This is a genomic window from Simplicispira sedimenti (assembly GCF_022760965.1).
Lineage (GTDB): Bacteria > Pseudomonadota > Gammaproteobacteria > Burkholderiales > Burkholderiaceae_C > Simplicispira > Simplicispira sedimenti.
Genome location: NZ_JAKVIJ010000001.1, coordinates 158,809 through 182,835, shown reverse-complemented (window position 1 = coordinate 182,835; position 24,027 = coordinate 158,809). Strand labels below are relative to the sequence as shown.

The following is a 24,027-nucleotide window of genomic DNA, read 5'->3' as shown; positions in this document are numbered from 1 at the left end:
TACAGCCCTACAGGTTACAACATGCAACCAGGAGGGGGTGGCTGGCGCCCTGCCGTCCCGGCGTTACAGAGCAAAGTCGTAGTCGATGGTCAGCGGCGCATGGTCGCTGAAGCGCTGCGCCTTGTACACCTGGGCCGTGCGGGCTGTAGTGGCCAGGCTGGGGGATGCCAGGTGGTAATCCAGCCGCCAGCCCACGTTCTTGGCCCAGGCCTGGCCCCGGTTGCTCCACCAGGTGTAGGCCTCGTCGGTGGTGTGGGGGTGGAGCTGGCGGTAAACGTCCACCAGACCGCCGTCTGGGTCAGTTGTGTGCAACAACTTTGTCATCCAGGCGCGCTCTTCGGGCAAAAAGCCGCTGTTTTTCTGGTTGCTGCGCCAGTTTTTCAGGTCGATCTGCTGGTGCGCGATGTTCACGTCGCCGCACAGGATGAATTCCCGTTGCGCCTTGGCGCGCATGAGGTGTGGGTGGAACTGCTCCAGAAAGCGGAACTTGGCTTCCTGCCGCTCTTCGCCCGAGGAGCCGCTGGGAAAGTACGCGCTGATGATGGACAGCTTGCGCTGGGGTGTGTCAAAGCGCAGTTCCAGGTAGCGGCCTTCGGCGTCGAACTCGGGGCTGCCAAAGCCGGCGATCACATCGCTGGGTTCGTGCCGGGTATAGACACCCACGCCCGAGTAGCCCTTCTTCTCGGCAAAATGGAAATGGCCTTGCAGGCCCGCCAACTGCTCGAAGCGCCCCTGGACATCGGCCGCCTGGGCCTTGACTTCCTGCACGCAAATACAATCCGGGACGGTGGCGGCGATCCAGGGCTCCACGCCCTTGGTGGCGGCGGAGCGGATGCCGTTGAGGTTGAGGCTGGTTAAACGGAACAAGGGAATCACTCCATGGTCGATCAAGGCACGCCCACCGGTTCGCAAGACGGTCTGGCGCAGGATTTTGTGCGGTTTGCCGTGGAGTCCGGCGTGCTGCGGTTTGGCGAGTTCAAAACCAAGGCGGGCCGCATGAGCCCGTATTTTTTCAACGCCGGGCTGTTCGATGATGGCGCCAAGCTAGGCCGCCTCGCGCAATTCTATGCAAAAGCCCTGCTGGCCAGCGGCATCGAATTCGATATGGTGTTCGGCCCGGCGTACAAGGGCATTCCGCTGGCGGCCACCGTGGCGGTGGAACTGGCGCGCCTGGGCCGCAATGTGCCCTTTGCCTACAACCGCAAGGAAGCCAAGGACCACGGCGAGGGCGGCACGCTGGTGGGTGCGCCATTGCGCGGGCGCGTGCTGATCGTGGACGATGTGATGTCCGCAGGAACGGCAGCGCGCGAATCCATTGCCCTGATCCGCAGCGCAGGCGCCACGCCCCATGCCGTGGCCATTGCGCTGGACCGCCAGGAAAAAGCCACCGAGAATGGCCAGGATGTGCCGTACAGTGCCGTGCAGTACGTGCGCGAGCAATTGGGGTTGAAGGTCTGCGCTATCGCTACACTGGCAGACTTATTGCTTTATCTATCGCACCATGGCGACGGCGAAATGGCGCCCCACCATGAAAGGGTGTTGGCCTACCGCCAGCGTTACGGTGTCCACCAAGGATGATGCATTGAACCTTCTTCGCGGGTGTCCTGCGGTTTTGGGCCTGCTGCTGGCGGCTCTGGGCACGGTTGCCGTGGCCCAGCCTGCGGCTGGGCCCGCGCCAGGCATCTATTCCTGCGTGGACAAGAACGGCAGGCGCCTGACCTCTGACCGGCCCATTCCCGAATGCATAGACCGCGAGCAGCGCGAACTCAGCCCTACGGGCACAGTGCGCCGTGTGATCGGCCCTACGCTCACCGAGCATGAGCGCGAAGTCTTGGAAGCGAAGCGGCGCAAGGATCTGGAAGAGCGCAACCGCATTGCCGAGGAGCGCCGCCGCGAGCGGGTGCTGTTGGCGCGCTACCCCGACAAGGCCGCCCACGACGCCGAGCGTGCCGCCGCCATCACCCATGTCGATGAGGTCACGGCCACGGCCAAGAAGCGCATTGCCGAGCTGCAGGAGCGGCGCAAGAAGATCGACGTGGAGATGGAGTTCTACCGCAAGGACCCCGCCAAGGCCCCCATGAACTTGCAGCGCCAGTTGCTCGAAAACACCGAAGAAATGGCCGAGCAACAGCGTTTCATTTCGGGGCAGGACCAGGAAAAGCGCCGCGTGCACCAGCGCTTTGATGCCGAGCTGGCACAGCTCAAGGAGCTGTGGGCAGCGCGCGTGGTTCCGCCACAGGCCGCCACAGCCACGGTGCCTGCGGCCTCACGCTGAGCCTTCGGGCGGCCTGCGTGGCGCGGCCGCCCGCCTGCCACTTCCCTCGCTTCAGCCTTCCAGGCGTTTGCGCAGCAGTTCGTTGACCTGTGCCGGGTTGGCCTTGCCCTTGCTGGCTTTCATGGCCTGGCCCACCAGGGCGTTGAAGGCCTTGTCCTTGCCCGCCTTGAACTGCGCCACGTTGTCGGGGTTGGCTGCGATCACCTCGTCGATGATTTTTTCCAGGGCGCCGCTGTCATTCATCTGCTTGAGGCCCTTGGCCTCGATGACGGCATCGACCTCGCTGGCCTCGCCGCCCCACAACGCATCGAATACCTGGCGTGCAGCATTGTTGCTGATCGTGCCGTCGCTGATGCGCTGGATGAGCGTGGCCAGCTTTGCGCTGTCAACCTTGGCATCCTCGATGCCGATTTCTTCGCTGTTGAGGCGGCGTGACACCTCGCCCATGATCCAGTTGCTGGCCAGCTTGGCCTGGCCGCTGGCCCGTGCGGCGGCCTCAAAGTACGCCGCCATGGCCTTGCTCTGCGTGAGCGTGGTGGCGTCGTATTCGGGCAGGCCGTAGTCCTGCACGAAGCGCGCTGCCATGGTGCGGGGCAGCTCGGTCATCTGCGCGCGCGTGGCTTCCACCCATTCGGGCGCGATCACCAGCGGCGGCAGGTCCGGGTCGGGGAAGTAGCGGTAGTCGGCCGCGTCTTCCTTGGTGCGCATGGCGCGCGTTTCGCCCGTGTCGGGGTTGAACAGCACCGTGGCCTGCTCGATGGCGCGGCCATCCTCCAGCTCCTCGATCTGCCAGCGGATCTCGTAGTCGATCGCCTGCTGCATGAACTTGAAGCTGTTGAGGTTCTTGATCTCGCGGCGCGTGCCCAGCGGCTGGCCGGGCTTGCGCACGGAGACGTTGGCGTCGCAGCGGAACGACCCCTCCTGCATGTTGCCGTCGCAGATGCCGATCCAGGTGACGATCTTGTGCAGCTCCTTGGCGTAGGCCACGGCCTCTTCGGTGGAGCGCATGTCGGGCTCGGTCACGATCTCCAGCAGCGGCGTGCCCGCGCGGTTCAGGTCGATGCCGCTCATGCCGTGGAACTCCTCGTGCAGCGACTTGCCCGCGTCTTCCTCCAGGTGGGCGCGCACCAGGCGCACGGTCTTCTTCTCGTCGCCCAGGTAGAACGACACCTCGCCGCCTTGCACCACCGGGATCTCGAACTGGCTGATCTGGTAGCCCTTGGGCAGGTCGGGGTAGAAGTAGTTCTTGCGCGCGAAGATGCTCCGGGGCGCGATGGTGCTGCCCAGGGCCAGGCCCAGCTTGATGGCGCAGGCCACGGCCTCGCGGTTCATCACGGGCAGGGTGCCGGGCAGGGCCAGGTCCACCGCGCAGGCCTGGGTGTTGGGCTCGGCGCCGAAGGCGGTGCTGGCGCGGCTGAAGATCTTGCTCTTCGTGGCCAGTTGGGCGTGGGTCTCGAAGCCGATGACGACTTCGTACCCGTGGATCAGTTTCGCAGACATGGGGAGCTGTCCTTGGCTATCAAAAAGAGGAGCTGCCAGCGCTTGATTTGATTGGGTTTCAGCATGATTTGATGCTGAGTTTGTTTGCTATCAAGCGCTGGTGGCTATGGTTTTCAGAGCGGGCTGCGCAGGTGGAAATCCGTGGCCTGCTGCAGGCGGTGGGCCGCGTTGAGCAGGCGCGCCTCTTGAAAGTAGTTGCCGATCAGCTGCAGGCCCACGGGCATGCCGCCCTCGCCAAAACCTGCGGGCACGCTCATGCCGGGCAGGCCGGCCAGCGAGCCCGGCAGCGTGAAGATGTCGGCCAGGTAGTCGGCCAGCGGGTCGCTGCCATGCTCGCCGAGTTTCCAGGCCACACTGGGCGCCACGGGGCCGGCGATCAGGTCGCAGTCCTTGAAGGCGTTCTGGAAGTCGTCGGCGATCATGCGGCGGATCTTCTGCGCCTGCAGGTAGTAGGCGTCGTAGTAACCGTGGCTCAGCACGTAGGCGCCGATCATGATGCGGCGCTTGACCTCGTCGCCGAAGCCCTCGGCGCGCGTCTTCTTGTACATGTCCAGCAGGTCGCCGTAGTCCTTGGCGCGGTGGCCGAACTTCACGCCGTCGAAGCGCGAGAGGTTGGACGAGGCCTCGGCCGGCGCGATGATGTAGTACACCGGAATCGACAGCTCGGTGCGCGGCAGGCTGATGGGCACCAGCTTCGCGCCGAGCTTTTCGTACTCCTTCAGCGCGCCATCGACGGCGGCGCGCACGTCCGGAGCCAGGCCCTCGCCGAAGAACTCGGCCGGGATGCCGATGCGCAGGCCTTCCAACGAGTCGTTCAGCGAGCGGCCGAAGTCTTCCGTCGGCATGTCCAGCGAGGTGGAGTCGCGGTCCGGGTCGGGGCCGCACATGGCCGAGAGCAGCAGTGCGCAGTCCTCGGCCGAGCGGGCCATGGGGCCGGCCTGGTCTAGGCTGGAGGCGAAGGCGATCATGCCGTAGCGGCTGGCGCGGCCATAGGTGGGCTTGATGCCGGTGATGCCGCAGAACGAGGCCGGTTGGCGGATCGAGCCGCCGGTGTCGGTGCCGGTCACGGCGGGCGCCAGGCGCGCGGCCACGGCCACGGCGCTGCCGCCCGAGGAGCCGCCGGGGATGCGGCTGGTGTCCCAGGGGTTGCGCACGGGGGCGGGGGCGTCAAAGCCCACCGGTGCGACGGCGGAGTTTTCGTTGGCCGAGCCCATGGCGAACTCGTCGCAGTTGAGCTTGCCCAGCGTCACGCAGCCCGCCTGTGCCAGGCGGGTGACGACGGTGGCGTCAAACGGCGAGCGATAGCCCGCCAGCATCCTGGAACCTGCGGTGCTGGGGAAGTCGCGCGTGACGAAGATGTCCTTGTGCGCCAGCGGCACGCCTTCCAGCGCACCAGCCGTGCCGGCGGCAAGGCGCGCGTCGGCGGTGCGCGCCTGGGTCAGGGTGGCTTCTTCGTTCAGGGCCACGAAGGCGCCTAGGTGCTGGTGCGTTTGGGCGCGATCCAGGAAGTGCTGGGCGGCCTCGACGGCGGAAACGCGGCGTTCGCGCAGTTCGGTGGCGAGCTGGGCCACGCCCAGGTCGTGCAATGCGGGTTGGGTCATGCGGGGCTCACTCGATCACTTTGGGCACCAGGAACAGGCCGCGTTCGACGGCCGGTGCGCTTTGCTGGTTGGCTTCGCGTTGGTTGGGCTCGCTGGCCACGTCGTCGCGCAGGCGCAGCTGCACGTCCTGGATGGCGGCCACCGGGTGGGCCAGCGGCTCCACGCCCTGGGTATCCACAGCCCGCATCCGTTCCACGATGTCAAAAAACCCATTCAGTTGGGTAAGCATGCGCTCACTTTCCTGGGGTGCGAGTTCGAGCCGTGCCAAATGGGCGATGCGGCCAATGTCCTGGGGTGTCAGTGCCATAGAGAGGGGTACCTACAGAAACCGGATGTAAAGCTTGAACAACGGGTTTTCCGGGGCGAGTTATTCACAGGGGATGCGGTATTATCCCGCCTTTGCCGCACGAGGCTGCACAAGGCTGTCTGTTAGCAGGCAGTTGCGCGCAATAGAGTCAATTTGAATGCCACAAAACCGGCGATGGCAAGCCGAAGCGCCTGCCCTGCCCGAGAGGATTTTTGAATGTTCGGAGCTTTCCGTCGGTATCTCTCCACCGATCTTGCCATTGACCTTGGCACCGCCAACACCCTGATCTTCGCCCGCGACAAAGGCATCGTGCTGGACGAGCCTTCCGTGGTCGCGATCCGCCACGAAACCGGCCCGCACGGCAAGAAGGTGATCCAGGCCGTGGGCCACGAGGCCAAGGCCATGCTGGGCAAGGTGCCTGGCAACATCGAGGCCATCCGCCCGATGAAGGACGGCGTGATTGCCGACTTCGTGATCACCGAGCAGATGATCAAGCAGTTCATCAAGATGGTGCATCCGCGTTCGCTGCTCACGCCCAGCCCGCGCATCATCATCTGCGTGCCCTGTGGCTCGACCCAGGTCGAGCGCCGCGCCATCAAGGACGCGGCCGAGGCCGCAGGCGCCACGGCGGTGTACCTGATCGAGGAACCGATGGCCGCCGGCATTGGCGCCGGCCTGCCGGTGTCCGAGGCCTCCGGCTCCATGGTCGTGGACATCGGCGGCGGTACCACCGAGGTGGGCGTGATCTCGCTCGGCGGCATGGTTTACAAGGGCAGCGTGCGCGTGGGCGGCGACAAGTTCGACGAGGCCATCATCAGCTACATCCGCCGCAACTACGGCATGCTGATCGGCGAGCCCACGGCCGAAGCCATCAAGAAGCAGATCGGCAGCGCCTTCCCGGGCTCCGAGGTGCGCGAGATGGAAGTGCGCGGGCGCAACCTCAGCGAGGGCGTGCCACGCAGCTTCACCATCTCTTCCAACGAAGTGCTGGAAGCCCTGACCGAGCCGCTCAACCAGATCGTCTCGGCCGTCAAGAACGCCCTGGAACAGACGCCGCCTGAACTCGGCGCCGACATCGCCGAACGCGGCATGATGCTGACCGGCGGTGGTGCACTCCTGCGCGACCTGGACCGCCTGCTGGCCGAGGAAACCGGCCTGCCGGTGCTGGTGGCCGAAGACCCGCTGACCTGCGTGGTGCGCGGTTGCGGCATCGCGCTGGAGCGCATGGACCGCGCGGGCAGCATCTTCACCAGCGAATAAGGCCCTTGGCCCCCACCCATCCAGCGCGCTGGTGGGGTCGGGCGCCCAAGCCACCGCACCGCCAGAACGCCCATGCCGCTCGGAACCCTGGAACGCAGCGCCCCTTCCTTGTTCCGGCAGGGGCCTTCGGCCCTGTCCCAATTGGTGCTCTACAGCGCGTTGGCGCTGTTTTTGATGGTGGCAGACACCCGGTTGCGCATCACCGACCCGCTGCGCAAGACGGTGGCTGCCATCCTGTATCCCGCCCAGTGGCTCATGCTCCAGCCGGTGGAGTGGGCCAGCCATGGAACCGGGTACGTCCAGTCCCTGCAGGATGCCAAGGCCCAGGCCGAGGCGGCGCGTGCGCAGATGGCTCGGCAGGCCTTGCAGGCCCACCAATCGGACACCCTGGCCCAGGAGAACGAGGCGCTGCGCAAACTGCTGGGCCTGCGCGAGCGGCTGGCAGTGCCCTCGCTGGCAGCGCAGATCCTCTATGAAACGGCCGATCCCTACACCCGCCGGGTCATGCTGGACCGGGGGCAGGATGCCGGTGTGCAGCCGGGCTCTCCCGTGCTGGACGGCGTGGGGGTGCTGGGCCAGGTCACGCGGGTCTTTCCGTTTGTGAGCGAGGTCACGCTGGTCACCGACCGGGACCAGGCGATTCCCGTGCTCAATGCGCGCACGGGTGCGCGGGGGGTGGCGTATGGCGACCCGGTGGCCAGCCACGGCGGTGGCATGGAGCTGCGCTTTGTCTCGGCCAATGCCGATGTACAAGACGGTGATGTGCTGGCCACCAATGGCCTCGATGGTGTCTATCCTGCAGGCCTGCCCGTGGCCCGTGTGGTGCGTGTGGAACGCCGGGCGGACTCGGCGTTTGCGCGCATCTACTGTGAGCCGGTTGCCGCCACCCAAGGGGCGCGCCATGTGCTGGTGCTGCAACCGGAAGCTTTGCGGCTGCCCCAGCGCCCAGAGCCCACGGTCGAGGAAGCCCCTGTTCGCAAGAAGGGGCGTAAATGATGTGCAGGCGCTCGCGGTGGACGTCAGGCGGCACAGCTTGTGCTGATGGAGGCTGCGCATGATCATGCCCCGTGGGCAGCAACTGCTGCTGCCCGTCAACCCAGGCTTCATCACGGCCAGTCTGCTGTTGGCCTTGGCCATCAACCTGCTGCCTTTGGGGCCCATGGTCTGGATGCCCGATGCGCTGATTCTTGCCCTGGCTTTCTGGGGCGTGCACCAGCCATGGCGCGTGGGCATGGGCATCGGTTTTGTGCTGGGCTTGTGCATGGATGTGCACCAGTCTTCCCTGCTGGGTCAGCACGCTCTGGCCTACACCGTGCTGATGTACGGGACCCGCGTGTTCCATCGGCGGGTGTTGTGGCTGCGTCCGTTGCAGCAGCCCTGGCAGATGGTGGGTCTGTTCGCGGCCGCCCACGCGGCCTACGTGTTGGCTGGCCTTCTGGCGGGGCGGGGCATGCCGGGTTGGGGTGTTGTGCTGGCGCCTTTGTTGGAGGCCCTCTTGTGGCCCGTCGTCAGTTGGATGCTGCTGGCGCCGCAGCGCCGCTCGGTCGATGGGCAGGACAAGCTTCCGTGATCGCCGTGCTTTCCAGGAGCCGGGCTGAGCGATGACTGAACTGCGCAACGTCGAAGCCGAAGCGCGCCGCTTTCGCGTCCGGGTGGTGGTGCTGGGCCTGGTGGTGCTGCTGGCGCTGGGCCTGTTGGTGGCGCGGTTGGTGTTCCTGCAGGTGCATCGCCACGACGACCTGGCAGACCAGGCCGAAAGCAACCGTACGGCGGTGGTGCCCATCGTGCCCAACCGAGGGCTCATTCTGGACCGCAACGGTGTGGTGCTGGCCACCAACTATTCGGCCTACACGCTGGAGATCACGCCTTCCAAGGTGGACCATCTGGAGCAAACCATCGACGGCCTGGCCGAGATCATCGAAATCCAGCAGCGGGATCGGCGCCGCTTCAAGCGGCTCATGGAAGAGACCAAGGGCTTCGAATCCTTGCCCATCCGTACCCGCCTGAGCGATGAGGAGGTGGCCCGCTTCACGGCGCAGCGCTACCGTTTCCCGGGTGTGGATGTGAAGGCACGCCTGTTCCGCAACTATCCCTTGGGCGAGGTGGGCAGCCACGCCATCGGCTACATCGGCCGCATCAACCAGGCGGAGAAAGCGCGAATTCAGGATTCCGAGGACGAAGCCAACTACCGTGGCACCGAGTACATCGGCAAGCTGGGCATCGAGCAGAGCTTTGAGGGGCCGTTGCACGGCACCACGGGGGTGGAGCAGATGGAGACCTCGGCGGGTGGGCGTGCCGTGCGAAAGCTCAACAGCTTTCCTGCCACACCAGGCAAGACCGTGGTGCTGTCGCTGGACATCAAGCTCCAGAAAATGGTGGAGGAGCTCTATGGTGAACGCCGGGGCGCCCTGGTGGCCATCGATCCGCGCAACGGCGAGGTGCTGGCGCTGGTGAGCAAGCCCACCTTCGATCCCAACCTGTTTGTGGAGGGCATCGACGTGGACAACTGGAATGCCCTGAACACGTCGATCGACAAGCCGCTGCTCAACCGGGCGCTGCGTGGTACCTACCCGCCGGGCTCCACCTACAAGCCCTTCATGGCCATGGCGGCACTGGAAACGGGCAAGCGCACACCGTCTGCCATCACGCACGATGGCGGTTCCTGGACCTTTGGAGGCCATGTGTTCCGCAGCCATGGGGACCATGGGCTGGGCGCTGTGGACATGCACCGCAGCATCGTGCAATCGAGCAACGTGTACTACTACCAGCTTGCCAATGACATGGGCGTGGATGCCATGCACGACTTCATGAAGCCCTTGGGCTTTGGTCAGATCACGGGCATCGACTTGCAGGGCGAACTGCGCGGCGTCTTGCCCAGCCAGGCCTGGAAGCGCGAGGCCTACCGGCGCCCCGAGCAGAGGAAGTGGTACGCCGGAGAGACGATCTCACTGGGCATTGGGCAGGGCTACAACAACTTCACCATGCTGCAACTGGCCCTGGCCACTGCCACGCTGGCCAATGGGGGGACGCGCTACCAGCCCCACCTGGGCAAGGCCATGGTGGATGCGGTCTCGCGCGAGACCACGGCCCTGCCCCAGGTGCCCGGGGTGGATCTGGGCTACCGGCCCGCCCATGTCGATGTAGTGCGCAAGGCCATGGTGGGGGTGACGCAAAGCGGCACCTCCACACGTGTTTTTGCCGGGGCGCGTTACCTTTCGGGGGGCAAGACCGGCACGGCGCAGGCCGTCACCATTGGCCAGAAGGACCGCTACAACGCGGCCCGGATGGAAGAGCGTCAACGCGATCATTCGCTCTACATTGCTTTTGCACCGGCCGATGCACCGCGCATCGCGGTGGCCGCGATTGTCGAAAACGCCGGTTTTGGCGCGGCCCATGCAGCGCCCATCGTGCGCCGGGTGTTCGACTACTGGTTGCTGGGCGAATACCCCAGTGAAGAAGACATGGCCGCCGTGCGCAAGGGCCTGGCGTCGGCGCCGCTGGGCAAGCCGCGCCCCGTGGCCGACGTGCCACTCACTGCGCCTTGATGACGACCCTGGGGGCCGGTTGGGACTGGCTGAACACCAGGGCGGTGACGATCATGGCGGCACCTCCCCAGCCGGCCCAACCCAGGTGTTCGCCCAGCAGCGCCCAGGCCGTGAGTGCGGCAAACACTGGTTCCAATCCAAAGACGATGGCACTGCGCATGGCATCCACGCGCTGCTGACCCCAGGCCTGCAACGTCACCACCACCACACTCGCCAGCAGGCCCAGGTACAACAGTGCCATCAGGGCCTCTGCGTCCAGCGACGGCAGCCTTGCCAGCGGCAGTTCGTCACCACGCAGCAGCAGCAGCGCCGTCGAGGCGGCCAGCATCACGCTGGCCTGTGCCGCTGCCATGCGCGTGGCGCGCAGGGGTTGCAGCAGCGTGCGACGCGCACTTTCTTCCAGCGTCAGGATGTAGATCGCATAAAACACCGTGCTGGCCAGCGTGAGCGAGTCGCCCAGGTTCCAGGGCTCGTTTTCATGGAACATCAAGGCCATGCCCGCGCAGGCCAGGGCGCAGGCCGCCCACAACCGCCATCCGTAGCGCCGCCCCAGTGCCGCCATGGCAATGATGGGCACCACCAGCACGTTCAGGCCGGTCACAAAGGCATTGCGGTTGCTGCTGGTGCGCGCCAGTCCCTCGATCTGCAGCCAGAACGCCAGGAACAGCAGCGCCCCCAACAGCAGTCCCCAGCGCCGCTCGCTGCGCCGCATGCCCCACCACAAGGGTGCCAGCACCAGCAGCGCAATCGCAAAGCGGCCCCAGATGATCTGCAGCGCATCCAGTTGCGCTGAGAGCAGCTTCATGGCGGGAAAGGTGGTGCCCCAGACCAGGGTCACCACCAGCAAGGCCATCAGGCCCCAACGTTCGGTGCGCATCGTGGTAAGAAAAGAAAAGGCCGGCCGGTTGCCCGGCCAGCCTGGTCAGCGGCAGAGTGCCGGATCAGTTGAACAGGTAGCGTGCCTGCAGGTTCAGGCGCGTCATGTCGCCCGTGGCGCCACCGTAGGTGGTGCGGCGGCCGCCCAGCAGTTCGCCGCCGAGTTCGACGTTCTTGATCGGCGTGTAGTACAGGCCAGCATGCCACTGCAACAGGCGCAGGTTGCCGGTGTCACCGTAGGCGCTCACGTAGGCGTCACCCAGGCGGTTGCGCGAGCGCACCCAGCCCATGGACACCGTGCCGCGCAGCTTCTCGCTGAACACATTGGCCAGGCCCAGCACCACGCCCTGGGCGCGGTCCAGGCGCAGCGTGGAGCCATCGACCACCGGGTAGTTGGCGCCCACGAGGTAGGCGCCGTCGTTGTCGCCGTCCATCAGCGTGTACTGGCCCATCAGGGTGGTGGTGCCCGTGAGCTTGTACGCGCCCGACAGGCCCAGGCCCATGCCGCGCTTGCTCACACCGCTGATACGCTGTTCGTGCGACAGGATGCGCGCGCTCAGGCTGCCCCAGTCGAAGCCCTTGTCCACACGTGCGATCAGGTTGGGCGAGTGTGCGCCGTCAGACGGCTCTTCCAGCGCGAACTGGAACTTGGCCAGCTGGGGGTTGTTGTAGGTGTAGCGCACCATGGTGGGGCGGCGCGAGGTGGCACCCGGAGGGCCGTTGAAGTCCACCGTCTCGGGCAGGTTGTCCAGGTCCATGAAGGTGGACCAGGTCTGGCCGATCAGCCAGCCCGCGTATTCGCCATAGGCGTGGCGCAGGCGCAGGCGGTTGCGGTTGCACTCGGAGCCGCAGTAGCCGTAGAAGTCGGCTTCGATCTTGGTGTTGAACGCGCCGTTGCCCATCGGGGTGGAGGTCTCGAAGCCGAAGCGCGAGGTCTGGCCCGTGAGCACGGTCTTGCCGTTGTCGCTCTTGCCCAGCGGCTGCTCGGCAAGGTTGGAGAAGTTGTCGCCCGGTGCCGTGCCCTTGAAGTCCTTGATCAGGTTGGCCTCGGCAAAACCGTACACGCGGATCGAGGTTTCGCTGCCCGGCAGGCGGAAGCTCCCGGGAATGTCGCCCAGCACCACGGCATCCTTCTGCTTGAGCTCCACGGCATCGATACGGTCATTCCAGGCCGATGCCGAGGCGGCAGGTGCCTGTGCCTGCTGGGCCTTGAGCTGGTTGAGCTCGGCGCGCAGGGCCTTGAGCTCGTTGCGCAGTTCTTCCAGCTCTTTGGCGGACTGCGCCAGGGCGCCCGCAGGCAGGCTGCACAGGCCGGCGGCCAGCAGGGTCACGAAGGTGTGGGTCAGTTTCATGGTCACTCCGTTGGGTTGTGTGGGAGGTAGCGAAGGAACGGTGGGCTCTGGATCTCAGGCGCCCATGCGGCCGATGAAGGCACGGATGCGGTCATTGCCGGGGTTGTCGAAGAACGAAGCGGGCGGTGCATCGTGCGCAATGCGGCCCTGGTCGAAGAACAGAACGCGGTCGGACACCTCACGGGCAAAGCCCATTTCGTGGGTCACCACGATCATGGTCATGCCGCCGCGCGCCAGCTCGCGCATCACGTCCAGCACTTCCTGCACCATCTCGGGATCGAGCGCCGAGGTCGGCTCGTCGAACAGCATCACCTTGGGCTGCATGGCCAGCGCCCGGGCGATGGCCACACGCTGCTGCTGCCCGCCCGAGAGCTGCCACGGGTATTTGTGCGCGTGCTCGTGCAGGCCCACGCGGCGCAGCAGCACCATGGCCTGCTCATTTGCCTGGGCCCGTGGGGTGCGCCGAATGCGCCGGGGCGCCAGCGTGATGTTGTCCAGCACGCTCAGGTGGCCAAACAGGTTGAACTGCTGGAACACCATGCCCACCTCGCAGCGTTGCTGCTGCAGCGTGTGCGGGTCGTCGGTCACGGGCACGCCACCGATGGAAATGGTGCCGCTGTCGTGCGGCTCCAGCCGGTTGATGGCGCGCAGCAGCGTGCTCTTGCCTGAGCCCGAGGCGCCGATGATCACCGTGACTTCACCCGTGTTGAAGTGCGTGGAGACGTCGCGCAGCACCTGGTGTGTGCCGAACGACTTGCACACATGCTCTGCCACGATGTAGGGGGTGGGTTGGGGGCGGCTCATCGTGCGCGCCCTTCCACATCGAAGCGGTACTCGATGGCGTTGGAAATCTGCGTGACCAGCGTGGTCAACAGCAGGTAGGTGACAGCCACCGTGGTCAGCGTGGCAATGGGCTGGAAGGTAGCCGACTGGATGCGGTTGCCCACGTTGGTCAACTCCACCACGCCGATGGCATAGGCCAGGGACGAATCCTTGAGCAGTGCCACAAAGTTGCTCACCAGCGGTGGCAGGGCAATCTTGAAGGCCTGCGGAAACACCACGTCGAAGAACACATGCATGCGCCCCAGGCCCAGGGCGCGAGCCGCCTCGGTCTGGCCACGTGGCACGGCCAGCAGGCCGGCACGGATGGCTTCGGCGTTGTAGGCGCCCACGTTGAGCGACAGCGCCAGCACGGCGGCGGCAAAGTCCGGCAGGTTCAGGCCTGGGACCAGCACCGGGAGTGCAAAGTAAACGAAAAGAATCTGCACCAGCAGCGGCGTGCCGCGGATGACCCAGATGTAGAAGCTGGCCACATAGCGCAGCGCGGCCCAGCGGGCCGTGCGCGCCAGCGCCGCCGCCGTGCCCAGCACCAAACCGATGCTGCCGCTGATCAGTGTCAGCCACAGCGTGGTGCGGGCGCCGTCGGAGAAGGCCTGCGCATTCGGGCCAATGGGTTCAGGAAGGAAGGACAGCACCTTGCCCAGCAGAATCAGGGCAAGCACCATCAAGGCCACGGCGCTCACCAGCGTCGCATTGCTGCGTTGCTGGCGGCTCCAGTGGCTGGGCCAAAGGGCAGTAAGCATGAAAGATCAGACCGGTGAGGGCGCGAGGAGCGCCCGCGTGCTTACTGGCAGCGCACGTCTTCGTTGAAGTATTTCTTGGACAGCTGCGCGTAGCTGCCGTCGGCCATGGTTTCGGCCAGTGCCTTGGACCAGCCCTGTGCGAGCGACTGGTTGCCCTTGGCCACGGCGGCGGCGATGCGCTCGATGAACAGCATGTCGCCCAGCTTGAAGCCCGCGCCGGGGTTCTTCTCGGCCACGGCCTTGGCGACGAAGCGGTCCGTGACCCAGGCGTCCACGCGGCGCGAAGCCAGGGCGCTGCGGGCGTCCACGTCGGTGGGGAAGTTCTTCATCTCCTTGATGGCGGAGACTTTCTGGACGTTTTCCAGGTAGCTGGTGCCGGTCTGCACTGCCACCACCTTGCCTGCCAGGTCCTTGGCGTTCTTGATGGCCGGGTCCATGGCGATGATCATGCCGCCCGAGCAGTAGTGCGGTTCGGTGAAGGTCACGGCCTTGGCGCGCTCCTCGGTGATGCCGTGCGAGGCAATCACCAGATCCCAGCGGTCCTGGCGCAGGCCGGTGAGCAGGGCGTCAAAGCCCAGCGTCTTCCATTGCACGGTCACGCCCATCTTCTTGGCCACCAACTCGGCCAGTTCGACCTCGAAACCGGTGAGCGTCGTGCCGTTGAAGAAGTTGAAGGGAGCGAACTGGCCTTCGGTGGCAATCAGGATCTTGCCGTCTTTCTTGACCTCGTCAAAGGTGCGGGCCTGGGCGCCGAATACGGCGCACAGCGCCACGGCGGAAGCGACAAACTTGAGAAACTTCATCGTATGTCCTGTCGGGGTGTTCAGGTACAAAAAAATCCGGCCTGCGGATAGCGGGGCCGGAGCCAGGGAAAACGGCGTGGCCCGAGGGATGTCGGGCCACGGTGTCATCAAACTGTTGCAATTATAGGGGCCGCCCTTTTGCGCCCCGCCATCATGGAGAACCCCAATGGCCGAGTCTGAACGAGAGGTTTAGGGCGGCGAAAGATCAGCGCAAGAAGCCGTCGTACCCGGTCTTGAGGATGAGTGCACTGACCACCACGATGAAGATCCAGCGCACAAACCCCGCGCCGTGCTTGAGGGCCATGTGTGTGCCCAGCAGGCTGCCCACCACGTTGGCCACAGCCAGCGGCAACGCAAAGTGCCACCACACATGGCCCTTGGCGGTAAACAGGATGAGTGCGGCGATGTTGGTCGAGACGTTCAGCAGCTTGGCCGAGGCCGAGGCGTTGAGAAAGTCGTAACCCAGCAGGCGCACGAACAGGAACACGAAGAAGCTGCCCGTGCCGGGACCGAAGAAGCCGTCGTAGAACCCCACGCTCAGGCCGATGGCGCAGGCGGCGGCGGCTTCGGCGCGCTCCGTCAGGTGGGGGGTGTGGTGGCGCCCCAGATCCTTTTTGGCCAGGGTGTAGAGCAGCACGGCCAGCAGCACCAGGGGCAGCAACTTGCGCAGGAAGTCGGGCGACACCACGGTGACGGCCCAGGCACCGGCAAAGGCACCGGCAAAGCCTGCAGCGGTGGCGGGCAGCATGGCGCGCCAGCGCATCTGCACGCGGCGGCTGTACTGCCAGGTGGCCATGGTGGTGCCCCACACCGAGGCGCTCTTGTTGGTGCCCAGCAGCGTGGCGGGGGGTGCGCTGGGAAAGGTGGCAAACAGCGCGGGCAGCAAGATCAGGCCGCCGCCTCCCACGATCGCATCGACAAAGCCGGCAAGCAGGGAGGCCAGCGAAACCAGTATCCATTCCATCGGCGCGATTGTCGCATCGCGTGCTGCGGCGCGTGCAGCAGGCAAAAAAAAACGCCAGCAGGGCTGGCGGTTGGAAAGAAGATGGCACCTCACCGGGTGCTTGAAAAAGGCTTGTGGTTGTGGTGGTGGCGGTTTGTCTCCCCGGCCCCCCGTCCAGCGCACTGGGTGCGCGTTCGAGTGGTGCTAATGTAAAGGCCCAGTCGCCCGCGGCCCATAGGGGATTTCCCGGTCTGGCTCCATAGAGTTTGGCTATGGTGCGTGGTCCTCCAGAATCCATTGGGCGGCCTTCTCGGCCAGCATCAGCGTGGGGGAGTTGGTGTTGCCGCTGGTGATCAAGGGCATGGCGCCGGCATCGACCACGCGCAGTGCCTCGATGCCGCGCACGCGCAGGCGTGGGTCGAGCACGGCCAGGGGGTCATCGGCGCGGCCCATGCGCGTGGTGCCCACGGGGTGGAAGATGGTGGTGGCAATGTCGCCCGCCAGACGCGCGAGCTCCTCATCGCTTTGGTACTGCACACCAGGCTTGAACTCCTCGGGCTGGTAGCGTGCCATGGCGGGCTGTGCAACGATGCGCCGGGTCACGCGCAGGCTGTCGGCCGCCACCTGGCGGTCTTCGGGGGTGCTGAGGTAGTTGGGAGCGATGGCCGGAGGCTGGTGGAAGTCGGCGCTCTGGATCTGCACCGTGCCCCGGCTGGTGGGGTTGAGGTTGCACACGCTGGCGGTGAACGCGGGGAAGCCGTGCAGCGGCTCGCCAAAGGCGTCGAGCGAGAGCGGCTGCACGTGGTATTCGATGTTGGGCCAGGGCTGGTCGGGGCTGCTGCGCGTGAAGGCGCCCAACTGCGAGGGCGCCATGCTCATGGGGCCGCTGCGGTTGAGCGCGTACTCCAACCCGATCTTGGCCTTGCCGACCAGCGAGCTGGCCAGGGTGTTGAGCGTCTTGACGTTCTGCACCTTGTACACCGAGCGGATCTGCAGGTGGTCCTGCAGGTTGGCGCCCACACCGGGCAGATCGTGCAGCACGTCGATGCCGTGCTGGCGCAGCAGCTCGCCCGGGCCGATGCCCGAGAGCTGCAGCAACTGGGGTGAGTTGACTGCGCCCGCGCACAGCAGCACCTCGCGCGTGGCGCGCACGGTGACCATGGACTTGCCTGTCCACACCTGCACGCCGGTGCAGCGCAGCGGACCATGGGGCTGGCGCTCGACCAGCAGCTTGGCGGCCTGCGCGCCGGTCCACATCTCGAAGTTGTCGCGCCCGTAGCAGGTGGGGCGCAAAAAGGCCTTGGCTGTGTTCCAGCGCCAGCCCTTCTTCTGGTTGACCTCGAAATAGCCCACGCCTTCGTTGTTGCCGCTGTTGAAGTCGTCGGTGGCTGGAATGCCGGCCTGCTGCGCCGCGTGGGCAAAGGCGTCCAGCACGTCCCAGCGCAGGCGCTGCTTTTCCACACGCCATTCGCCCGTGCTGCCGGTGGCCTTGTTGCCGTGCAGGCGCTTGAAGTTTTCGTTCACATCGCCGGGCTGGTCCAGCCGCCAGTGGTCTTCATGGCGGCGGAACGCGGGCAGCACCTGGTCCCAGCGCCAGGTGTCGTCGCCAGTGATCTGGGCCCATTGGTCGTAGTCGCGCGCCTGGCCGCGCATGTAGATCATGCCGTTGATGCTGCTGCAGCCCCCCAGCGTCTTGCCCCGGGGGTAGCGCAGGCGCCTGCCGTTGAGGCCCGCGTCGGGCTCGGTCTGGTAGAGCCAGTCGGTGCGCGGGTTGCCGATGCAGTAGAGGTAGCCCACGGGGATGTGGATCCAGTGGTAGTCGTCCCGGGGGCCGGCCTCCAGCAGCAGCACGCGGTGGCGGGCGTCGGCGCTCAGGCGGTTGCACAGCAGGGCGCCGGCCGTGCCGCCGCCGATGATGATGTAGTCGTAGGTTGCGTCGCTCATGGCAGCATGGTAGGGCAAGAGGCGGGTTTGCAGGACAGGGTAAATGCTATAAAAATAATAGCTATCGGCGCTTGTTCTCAGGGCCTGAGTGGCCAGTTTTCATCATACCCCTGCTGCCCGCGTCGCCCCATAGGCGACAGTGTGGCGCCTGTGCCACTGCCAGCCGCTACCATGTGCGCTTTGTGTTCGCACTGTCCGTCGCCCCATGGCCATGACCGATCCGCAACCGCGCATTGCCTGCTCCGACACGCCCGAAGGGCCGTGCGCGCTGCTGCATGGCCGCTGGGGTGCGGCGGAGTTGGGCCAGCGGGTGCTGTGGCTCCCTTTGGCCGAACAACTGGCAAAGGTACCGCACCAGCCCGCGCTGGGCTGGGACCTGCGGGGCATGCTATGGCTGGACCATGTGGGTGCCCAGGTGCTGTGGAACCACTGGGGCCGCGCCTGGCCTGCACGGCTGTGGCTCAGCGACGCGCAGCGCGACATGCTGGAGCGCGTGGCGCGCTACACCGTCCCCGCGCCCGCACCGCAGCCCTGGCGCCTGGCCGACCAGGTGGACCATCTGGGCGTGCTGGTGCTGCATGGCGTGGACCACGCACGCCACCTGTTGCAAATGGTGGGCCAGATGCTGCTGGACACCGGCCGCCTGCTGCGTGCGCCGCGCCGCGCGCCCTGGCGCGACGTGTCGGGCCACCTCTACCGCATGGGGGCCACGGCACTGCCGATCACGGCCCTGGTGGGCTTTCTCATCGGGGTGGTGCTGGCCTACCTCACCTCGCTGCAACTGCGTCAGTTCGGGGCCGAGACCTTCATCGTCAACATCCTGGGCGTGTCGCTGATCCGCGAGTTGGGGCCGCTGTTGGCGGCCATCCTGGTGGCAGGGCGCTCGGGTTCGGCCATTACCGCGCAGATCGGTGTGATGCGCGTGAACGAGGAGCTGGACGCCATGCGCGTGATGGGCATCCCGCACGGCTTTCGCCTGGTGCTGCCGCGCGCGCTGGCCCTGGCGCTGGCCATGCCGCTGGTGAGCGTCTGGACCACGCTGTGCGCCCTGGCGGGCGGCATGCTGGCGGCCGACCTGTCGCTGGGCATATCGCCTGCGTACTTCTACCATGCCATGCCTGCGGCGGTGGGCTTTGGCAACCTCACGCTGGCACTGTCCAAGTCGGTGGTGTTCGGCACGTTGATCGCGCTGATCGGCTGCCATTGGGGTCTGCGCGTCAAGCCCAACACCCAAAGCCTGGGTGAGGGCACGACGGCCTCGGTGGTCACGTCGATCACCGTGGTCATCATCGTGGACGCGCTGTTTGCCGTCGTCTTCAAAAACGTGGGGTTCTAAGCCATGGCAGACCAGAGCGCCTCCCCACCAGAGCCGTCGCCGGAAGTCGTCCGCATCCAGGGGCTGTGGTCGGTGTTTGGCAAGGGGTCCGAGGCCTTTGCCGTGCACCAGGATCTGGACCTGAGCGTGCGCCAGGGCGAGATGCTGGCGCTGGTGGGCGGATCGGGCACCGGCAAGACCGTGCTGCTGCGCCAGATGCTGGGCCTGCTGCACCCCGCGCGCGGCAGCGTCACTGTGCTGGGCCGCCCGGCCGAGGACATGGGCGGTGATGGCGCCGCCAGCCGCGTGGGCATGCTGTTCCAGCACGGTGCGCTGTATTCGGCCTTCAACGTGCTGGAGAACGTGGCCTTTGCCCTCAACGAACTGGGCACGCTGCCGCCGGATGTGGTGCGCGACGCCGCTATCGTCAAGCTGCAGATGGTGGGCCTCAAGCCCGAGCACGCCACGCGCATGCCCGCAGACCTGTCGGGCGGCATGATCAAGCGCGTGGCGCTGGCGCGTGCGCTCATCATGGACCCGCCGCTGTTGCTGCTGGACGAGCCCACCGCAGGCCTGGACCCCAACGGCGCCGACGAGTTCTGTGCCCTGGTGCGCGAGCTGCATGCCGAGCTGGGCCTGACCATGGTGATGGTCACGCACGATCTGGACACCTTGTTCTCCCTGGCCACGCGCGTGGCCGTGCTGGCCGACAAGCGCGTCATCGTGACCGACACACCGCAAAAAGTGGTGCAATTCGAGCACCCCTTCATCCGCCAATTCTTTCAGGGCGAGCGCGGCTTGCGCGCCATGGCTCCGCCCGCCATTGCCAAGGACCGCTGATGGAAAACAAGTCCCATGCCTTTGCCGCAGGCCTGTTCGTGCTGGTCGTCACCGCGCTGGTGGTGGGCCTGGGCGTCTGGCTCACGCGCGACCGGGGCAACTACCAGTCCTACGAACTCTCCAGCGGCGAAGGCGTCGCTGGCCTGCAGCCGCAGGCGGCCGTGCGCTACAAGGGCGTGTCCGTGGGGCGCGTCACGCACATCGGCTTTGACAGCCAGGCCAGCGGCAACGTGCTCATCCGCATCGCCGTGAGCGTGGACGCCCCCATCACCCCCACCACCTTTGCCGTGCTGGGCTACCAGGGCGTGACCGGTCTGGCCTACGTGCTGCTGGACGACGCGGGCGAGCCTTACCCTGCCATCGCTCCCGGCCCCAGCGGCCTGCCGCGCCTGCCGCTGCGCACCTCGCCGTTCACCCAGTTGTTCGACCAGGGCCCTGCCATCCTCAGCCGCGTGCAGGAGGCCACCGAGCGCATCAACCAGGTGCTCTCCGACGACAACCAGCGCCTGCTGCGCGAGCTGCTGGCCAACACCGGCCAGGCCGCAGGCAGCGTGCACACCCTGAGCCAGCGGCTCGATGCCACCGTGCAGCAGCGCCTGGACCCGGCACTGGCCGCCCTCCCACCGCTGGCGCGCGAGGCCACGGGCGCGCTGCAGTCCATGCGCCAGGCGGGCGAGCAGGTGTCGGGCATGGCCGCGGAAATCGGGCAGACGGCCAAGCGCATCAACGCCCCCGGCGGTACGCTGGAACAGACCGAGCGCGGCGCCCAGGCACTGGCCCAGGCGGTGGAGCGCTTTGGCACCACCACCCTGCCGCGCATGGAGCGCGCCGCCGACGAAACCGCCCGCGCCGCGCGCCTGACAGGCCGCGCCGCCTCCAGCCTGGGCGAGAACCCCCAAGGCATCCTCTACGGCCCAGGCCGGGGCCAGCCCGGCCCGGGCGAACCGGGCTTCACCGCCCCGCAGCGCACCGGAGTGCAACCATGAATGCTATTAAAACAATAGCTGCTCGCGCTTATAAATCGGGCGCTACAGCCATTTTTGTGCTTGTTTCTGTGGCGGGCTGCTCGGCCCTGCCAGAGCCCCCGGTGCGGCCGGTGCTCTACGACTTTGGCCCTGCATCCTTGCCCGCCACAGCACCGGCCAAGGCCCTGCCGGCCCTGGCGCTGGCCACGCTGGACAACGCCGGCCAGCCCGACGGCAGCACTGCCGTGCATTACCGCCTGGCCTATGCCGACGCGCGCGAATTGCGCCCCTACCAGCAGGCACGCTGGAGCCAGCCCCCCATCCAGCTCATGCGCCAGCGCCTCCAGGCGCACCTGGGCCAGCAGCGGGCCGTCATCGGCACCCTGGGTGCCCAGGCATCGGTGCGGGTCGATGGACAGCCCCCGGCGCTTCTGCGCGTGGAGCTGGAGGAATTCAGCCAGGTGTTCGACAGCCCCGAGCGCAGCGTGGGCCTGGTGCGCCTGCGCGCCACACTGACCCGGCCCGGTTCTCTGGGCGAGAGCCTGCTGGCCCAGCGCCTGTTCGAGGCCCAGGCCCCCGCCCCCAGCCCAGACGCCACCGGTGGCACCCGCGCCCTGGCCCAGGGTGCCGACCAGGTGGCCGCGGCACTGGCGCAGTGGTTGGAGGCCTCCGGGTATTGAGGGCTGCTGTCTTACCCGCGCATCAGCGCTTCAATCTCGTCAGCTTGAACGGGCACCCCGCGCGTGATCAGCTCGCAGCCGTGGGCATGCACCACGGCGTCGTCCTCGATGCGGATGCCCAGGCCGTGGAAGGCTTCGGGCACGTCGGCTGCGGCGCGCACGTACAGGCCCGGCTCGATGGTCAGCACCATGCCGGGGCGCAGGATGCGGCTGGGGCGGTCCTTGATGGTCTCGCCCGAGAGCGGGTCCTTGCGTTCCTGCACCGCGCCGATCTCGCCCGGCTCCACGTAGCTGCCGCAGTCGTGCACGTCCATGCCCAGCCAGTGGCCGGTGCGGTGCATGTAGAAGCGGAAGTAGGCGCGGCGCTCGATCACGTCCTGGGCGCTGCCATGCTGGTTCTTGTCCAGCAGGCCCAGGTCCAGCAGCCCCTGCGCCAGCACCGCCACGGTGGCGTCGTGGGGGGCATTGAAGCGCGCCCCTGCTTTGGTTGCGGCCACGGCGGCCTCCTGGCTGGCCAGCACCAGCTCGTACAGCGCACGCTGCGCACCTGAGAAGCGCCCACCGGCGGGGAAGGTGCGCGTGATGTCGCTGGCGTAGCCGTCGTATTCGCAGCCCGCGTCGATGAGCACCAGGTCGTTGCTGCCCACCGGCGCGCGGTCGGCGCGGTAGTGCAGCACGCAGGCGTTCGCGCCGGCCGCGACGATGGAGTTGTACGCCGGCGCCTGCGCACCGTAGCGGCGAAATTCGTGCAGCAGCTCGGCTTCCAGGTGGTATTCGCGCACTTCCTGCCCGGCACGCAGCGCCTGTGCGCAGTGCTGCATGGCACGCACATGGGCGCGGGCGCTGATCTGGGCCGCGTGTCGCATCAGGGCCAGTTCATGCGCGTCTTTCACCAGGCGCATTTCGTCCAGCAGCAAGCACAGGTCGGCCTGGCGCGCGGGGCACAGCGCGCCGTAGCGCACACGGGCACGCACGGGGGCCAGCCAGCCCTCCACGCGTGCCGCCAGCCCGCTGTGCGTGGCAAAGGGGTACCACACGCAGGCGCGGTTCTCCAGCAGGCGGGGCAGGCGCTGGTCCAGCTCGGCCACGGAGTAGGCTTCGTCCACCCCCAGTGCGGCCACAGCGGCCTCGGGGCCCAGGCGGTAGCCGTCCCAGATTTCGCGCTCCATGTCCTTGGGCTGGCACCACAGCGTGCTGCGACCATCTGCCGTGAGCACCAGCCAGGCGTTGGGTTCGGTAAAGCCGGTGAGGTAGTGGAAGTAGCTGTCGTGGCGGTAGGCGTAGTCGCTGTCACGGTTGCGCATGCGCTCGGGCGCCGTGGGCACGATGGCAATGCCGCCATCGCCCAGTTGCGCGGCCAGGTGCGCGCGGCGTTGCGCGTACACAGAAAGGGGAACAGTCAGGGTCATGGCGTGCTTGCGTTGAGTTCTTCCAGGCGCTGCGGTGTGCCCACGTCGGTCCAGGGGCCGGTGTAGAGCGTGGCGCTGACCCGGCCATTGTCCATGGCCCGACGCAGCAAGGGCGCCAGCGGGGCGGCAAGCCCCTGCGGGTTGCCGGGGGGAATATCGCACCACGGCGGCGCAAACAGCGCGGCGCGCAGCAGGGCGATGGTGCTGTAGGTGTAGCGCGGCTGGGTGGATTCGGGCGGCAGGTTCAGCGCCAGCCCTTCGGGCGACAGGCCGAAGTCGCCGCGCGGGTTGTGCGCCGGGTTGGGCACCAGCCACAGGTGGGCCAGCATGGGGCTGGCCGCAAAGGCCTGTGCGGCAGCGGCGTCAAAACCAAAACCGGGCACAAACACATCGCCCGCCGCGAGCCAGAACACATCGCCCAACTGCGGCAGCGCGCGCGCAATGCCGCCCGCGGTTTCCAGTGCGCCGCCAAAGTCACGGCCCTCGTGCGAGTAGAAAATAGATAGCGTATTGCGCTTGTCCGGTAAGCCCTGGGGACTGAAAGCATCTTGAAAATGCGCGCTGATCTGCTCCCCCAGCCAGGCGGTGTTGATGACCGCGCGGCGCACCCCGGCAGCATGCAGCGCCCGCAAATGCCATTGCAGCAGCGGCTGGCCGCGCACGCGCAGCAGGGGCTTGGGGCAGGTGTCGGTCAAGGGCCGCATGCGCTCGCCCCGGCCTGCGGCCAGGAGCAGGGCGGGGGGCTGCGCAAGCGGGGGGCTAGAGGGTGCGGTGGCGAGCATGGTGGCACTGTAGTGCATGGTTTGGCGGGGTCGGGCGGTGCGCTCTG

23 protein-coding genes are annotated in these 24,027 nt (G+C 66.7%); 10 read left to right on the top strand and 13 right to left on the bottom strand.

The window, feature by feature from the left end; all coding sequences use genetic code 11:
* Window positions 1-63 precede the first annotated feature (63 nt).
* Entirely contained in the window at window positions 64-867 is an 804-nt protein-coding gene (locus MJ602_RS00830; RefSeq protein ID WP_162014743.1) for an exodeoxyribonuclease III, read from the bottom strand.
* Between the two features lie 12 nt (window positions 868-879).
* Here MJ602_RS00830 and pyrE point away from each other — a divergent pair, with 12 nt between their 5' ends.
* Window positions 880-1,578 (top strand): orotate phosphoribosyltransferase, encoded by a 699-nt coding sequence (gene pyrE, locus MJ602_RS00825; protein ID WP_162014744.1) that lies wholly within the window; start codon window positions 880-882, stop codon window positions 1,576-1,578.
* Window positions 1,579-1,582: 4 nt separating this feature from the next.
* Entirely contained in the window at window positions 1,583-2,275 is a 693-nt protein-coding gene (locus MJ602_RS00820) for a DUF4124 domain-containing protein (protein ID WP_423246675.1), read from the top strand.
* Between the two features lie 51 nt (window positions 2,276-2,326).
* Here the strand turns inward: MJ602_RS00820 and gatB are convergent, their stop codons facing one another.
* From gatB to gatC, 3 genes are all read right to left on the bottom strand, one after another.
* On the bottom strand, window positions 2,327-3,775 hold the full coding sequence (gene gatB / locus MJ602_RS00815; protein ID WP_243019014.1) for an Asp-tRNA(Asn)/Glu-tRNA(Gln) amidotransferase subunit GatB: 1,449 nt from the start codon (window positions 3,773-3,775) through the stop codon (window positions 2,327-2,329).
* 113 nt (window positions 3,776-3,888) lie between these two features.
* Window positions 3,889-5,376, bottom strand: a complete 1,488-nt coding sequence (gene gatA / locus MJ602_RS00810; protein WP_243019013.1) for an Asp-tRNA(Asn)/Glu-tRNA(Gln) amidotransferase subunit GatA — start codon at window positions 5,374-5,376, stop codon at window positions 3,889-3,891.
* 7 nt (window positions 5,377-5,383) lie between these two features.
* On the bottom strand, window positions 5,384-5,683 hold the full coding sequence (gatC, locus tag MJ602_RS00805; RefSeq protein ID WP_243019012.1) for an Asp-tRNA(Asn)/Glu-tRNA(Gln) amidotransferase subunit GatC: 300 nt from the start codon (window positions 5,681-5,683) through the stop codon (window positions 5,384-5,386).
* A 216-nt stretch (window positions 5,684-5,899) separates the two neighbouring features.
* Here gatC and MJ602_RS00800 point away from each other — a divergent pair, with 216 nt between their 5' ends.
* From MJ602_RS00800 to mrdA, 4 genes are all read left to right on the top strand, one after another.
* Entirely contained in the window at window positions 5,900-6,943 is a 1,044-nt protein-coding gene (locus MJ602_RS00800; protein ID WP_162014749.1) for a rod shape-determining protein, read from the top strand.
* A 72-nt stretch (window positions 6,944-7,015) separates the two neighbouring features.
* Complete coding sequence (gene mreC, locus MJ602_RS00795; protein WP_162014750.1) at window positions 7,016-7,939, top strand: rod shape-determining protein MreC; 924 nt, start codon at window positions 7,016-7,018, stop codon at window positions 7,937-7,939.
* 58 nt (window positions 7,940-7,997) lie between these two features.
* A complete protein-coding gene (gene mreD, locus MJ602_RS00790; RefSeq protein ID WP_243019011.1) occupies window positions 7,998-8,513 on the top strand; it encodes a rod shape-determining protein MreD in 516 nt (171 codons plus the stop codon).
* A gap of 31 nt (window positions 8,514-8,544) precedes the next feature.
* Window positions 8,545-10,488 carry a penicillin-binding protein 2 gene (gene mrdA, locus MJ602_RS00785; RefSeq protein WP_243019010.1) on the top strand — a complete coding sequence of 648 codons (1,944 nt, stop codon included), beginning with the start codon at window positions 8,545-8,547 and terminating at the stop codon, window positions 10,486-10,488.
* Here the strand turns inward: mrdA and MJ602_RS00780 are convergent.
* The 7 genes from MJ602_RS00780 to MJ602_RS00750 all read right to left on the bottom strand — a co-directional run bounded on the left by MJ602_RS00780 (window position 10,475) and on the right by MJ602_RS00750 (window position 17,989).
* On the bottom strand, window positions 10,475-11,365 hold the full coding sequence (locus tag MJ602_RS00780; protein WP_243019009.1) for a DMT family transporter: 891 nt from the start codon (window positions 11,363-11,365) through the stop codon (window positions 10,475-10,477). The genes mrdA and MJ602_RS00780 overlap by 14 nt on opposite strands.
* Before the next feature lie 64 nt (window positions 11,366-11,429).
* Window positions 11,430-12,716: a DcaP family trimeric outer membrane transporter gene (locus tag MJ602_RS00775; RefSeq protein WP_243019008.1), complete on the bottom strand. Its 1,287-nt coding sequence runs from the start codon at window positions 12,714-12,716 to the stop codon at window positions 11,430-11,432.
* A gap of 54 nt (window positions 12,717-12,770) precedes the next feature.
* Window positions 12,771-13,520 (bottom strand): amino acid ABC transporter ATP-binding protein, encoded by a 750-nt coding sequence (locus MJ602_RS00770; RefSeq protein WP_162014755.1) that lies wholly within the window; start codon window positions 13,518-13,520, stop codon window positions 12,771-12,773.
* Window positions 13,517-14,299 carry an amino acid ABC transporter permease gene (locus MJ602_RS00765; protein WP_162014756.1) on the bottom strand — a complete coding sequence of 261 codons (783 nt, stop codon included), beginning with the start codon at window positions 14,297-14,299 and terminating at the stop codon, window positions 13,517-13,519. The genes MJ602_RS00770 and MJ602_RS00765 overlap by 4 nt, the downstream gene beginning before the upstream one ends.
* A 41-nt stretch (window positions 14,300-14,340) precedes the next feature.
* Window positions 14,341-15,102 carry an ABC transporter substrate-binding protein gene (locus tag MJ602_RS00760; RefSeq protein WP_162014757.1) on the bottom strand — a complete coding sequence of 254 codons (762 nt, stop codon included), beginning with the start codon at window positions 15,100-15,102 and terminating at the stop codon, window positions 14,341-14,343.
* A 205-nt stretch (window positions 15,103-15,307) separates the two neighbouring features.
* Window positions 15,308-16,066, bottom strand: a complete 759-nt coding sequence (locus MJ602_RS00755) for a sulfite exporter TauE/SafE family protein (protein WP_162014758.1) — start codon at window positions 16,064-16,066, stop codon at window positions 15,308-15,310.
* A gap of 249 nt (window positions 16,067-16,315) precedes the next feature.
* Window positions 16,316-17,989, bottom strand: coding sequence for a GMC family oxidoreductase (locus MJ602_RS00750; RefSeq protein ID WP_162014759.1), 1,674 nt, complete (start codon window positions 17,987-17,989; stop codon window positions 16,316-16,318).
* Window positions 17,990-18,200: 211 nt separating this feature from the next.
* Here MJ602_RS00750 and MJ602_RS00745 point away from each other — a divergent pair, with 211 nt between their 5' ends.
* The 4 genes from MJ602_RS00745 to MJ602_RS00730 are packed head-to-tail and all read left to right on the top strand — an operon-like array spanning window position 18,201 to window position 21,789.
* Window positions 18,201-19,325 (top strand): MlaE family ABC transporter permease, encoded by a 1,125-nt coding sequence (locus MJ602_RS00745; protein WP_243019007.1) that lies wholly within the window; start codon window positions 18,201-18,203, stop codon window positions 19,323-19,325.
* A gap of 3 nt (window positions 19,326-19,328) precedes the next feature.
* On the top strand, window positions 19,329-20,144 hold the full coding sequence (locus MJ602_RS00740) for an ABC transporter ATP-binding protein (RefSeq protein ID WP_243019006.1): 816 nt from the start codon (window positions 19,329-19,331) through the stop codon (window positions 20,142-20,144).
* Window positions 20,144-21,130 (top strand): MlaD family protein, encoded by a 987-nt coding sequence (locus tag MJ602_RS00735; RefSeq protein ID WP_162014761.1) that lies wholly within the window; start codon window positions 20,144-20,146, stop codon window positions 21,128-21,130. The genes MJ602_RS00740 and MJ602_RS00735 overlap by 1 nt, the downstream gene beginning before the upstream one ends.
* Window positions 21,127-21,789, top strand: coding sequence for an ABC-type transport auxiliary lipoprotein family protein (locus MJ602_RS00730; RefSeq protein WP_243019005.1), 663 nt, complete (start codon window positions 21,127-21,129; stop codon window positions 21,787-21,789). The genes MJ602_RS00735 and MJ602_RS00730 overlap by 4 nt, the downstream gene beginning before the upstream one ends.
* 11 nt (window positions 21,790-21,800) lie before the next feature.
* Here the strand turns inward: MJ602_RS00730 and MJ602_RS00725 are convergent, their stop codons facing one another.
* Window positions 21,801-23,198 carry an aminopeptidase P N-terminal domain-containing protein gene (locus tag MJ602_RS00725; protein WP_243019004.1) on the bottom strand — a complete coding sequence of 466 codons (1,398 nt, stop codon included), beginning with the start codon at window positions 23,196-23,198 and terminating at the stop codon, window positions 21,801-21,803.
* Window positions 23,195-23,980, bottom strand: a complete 786-nt coding sequence (locus MJ602_RS00720) for a nucleotidyltransferase family protein (protein ID WP_243019003.1) — start codon at window positions 23,978-23,980, stop codon at window positions 23,195-23,197. The genes MJ602_RS00725 and MJ602_RS00720 overlap by 4 nt, the downstream gene beginning before the upstream one ends.
* Window positions 23,981-24,027: the final 47 nt, after the last annotated feature.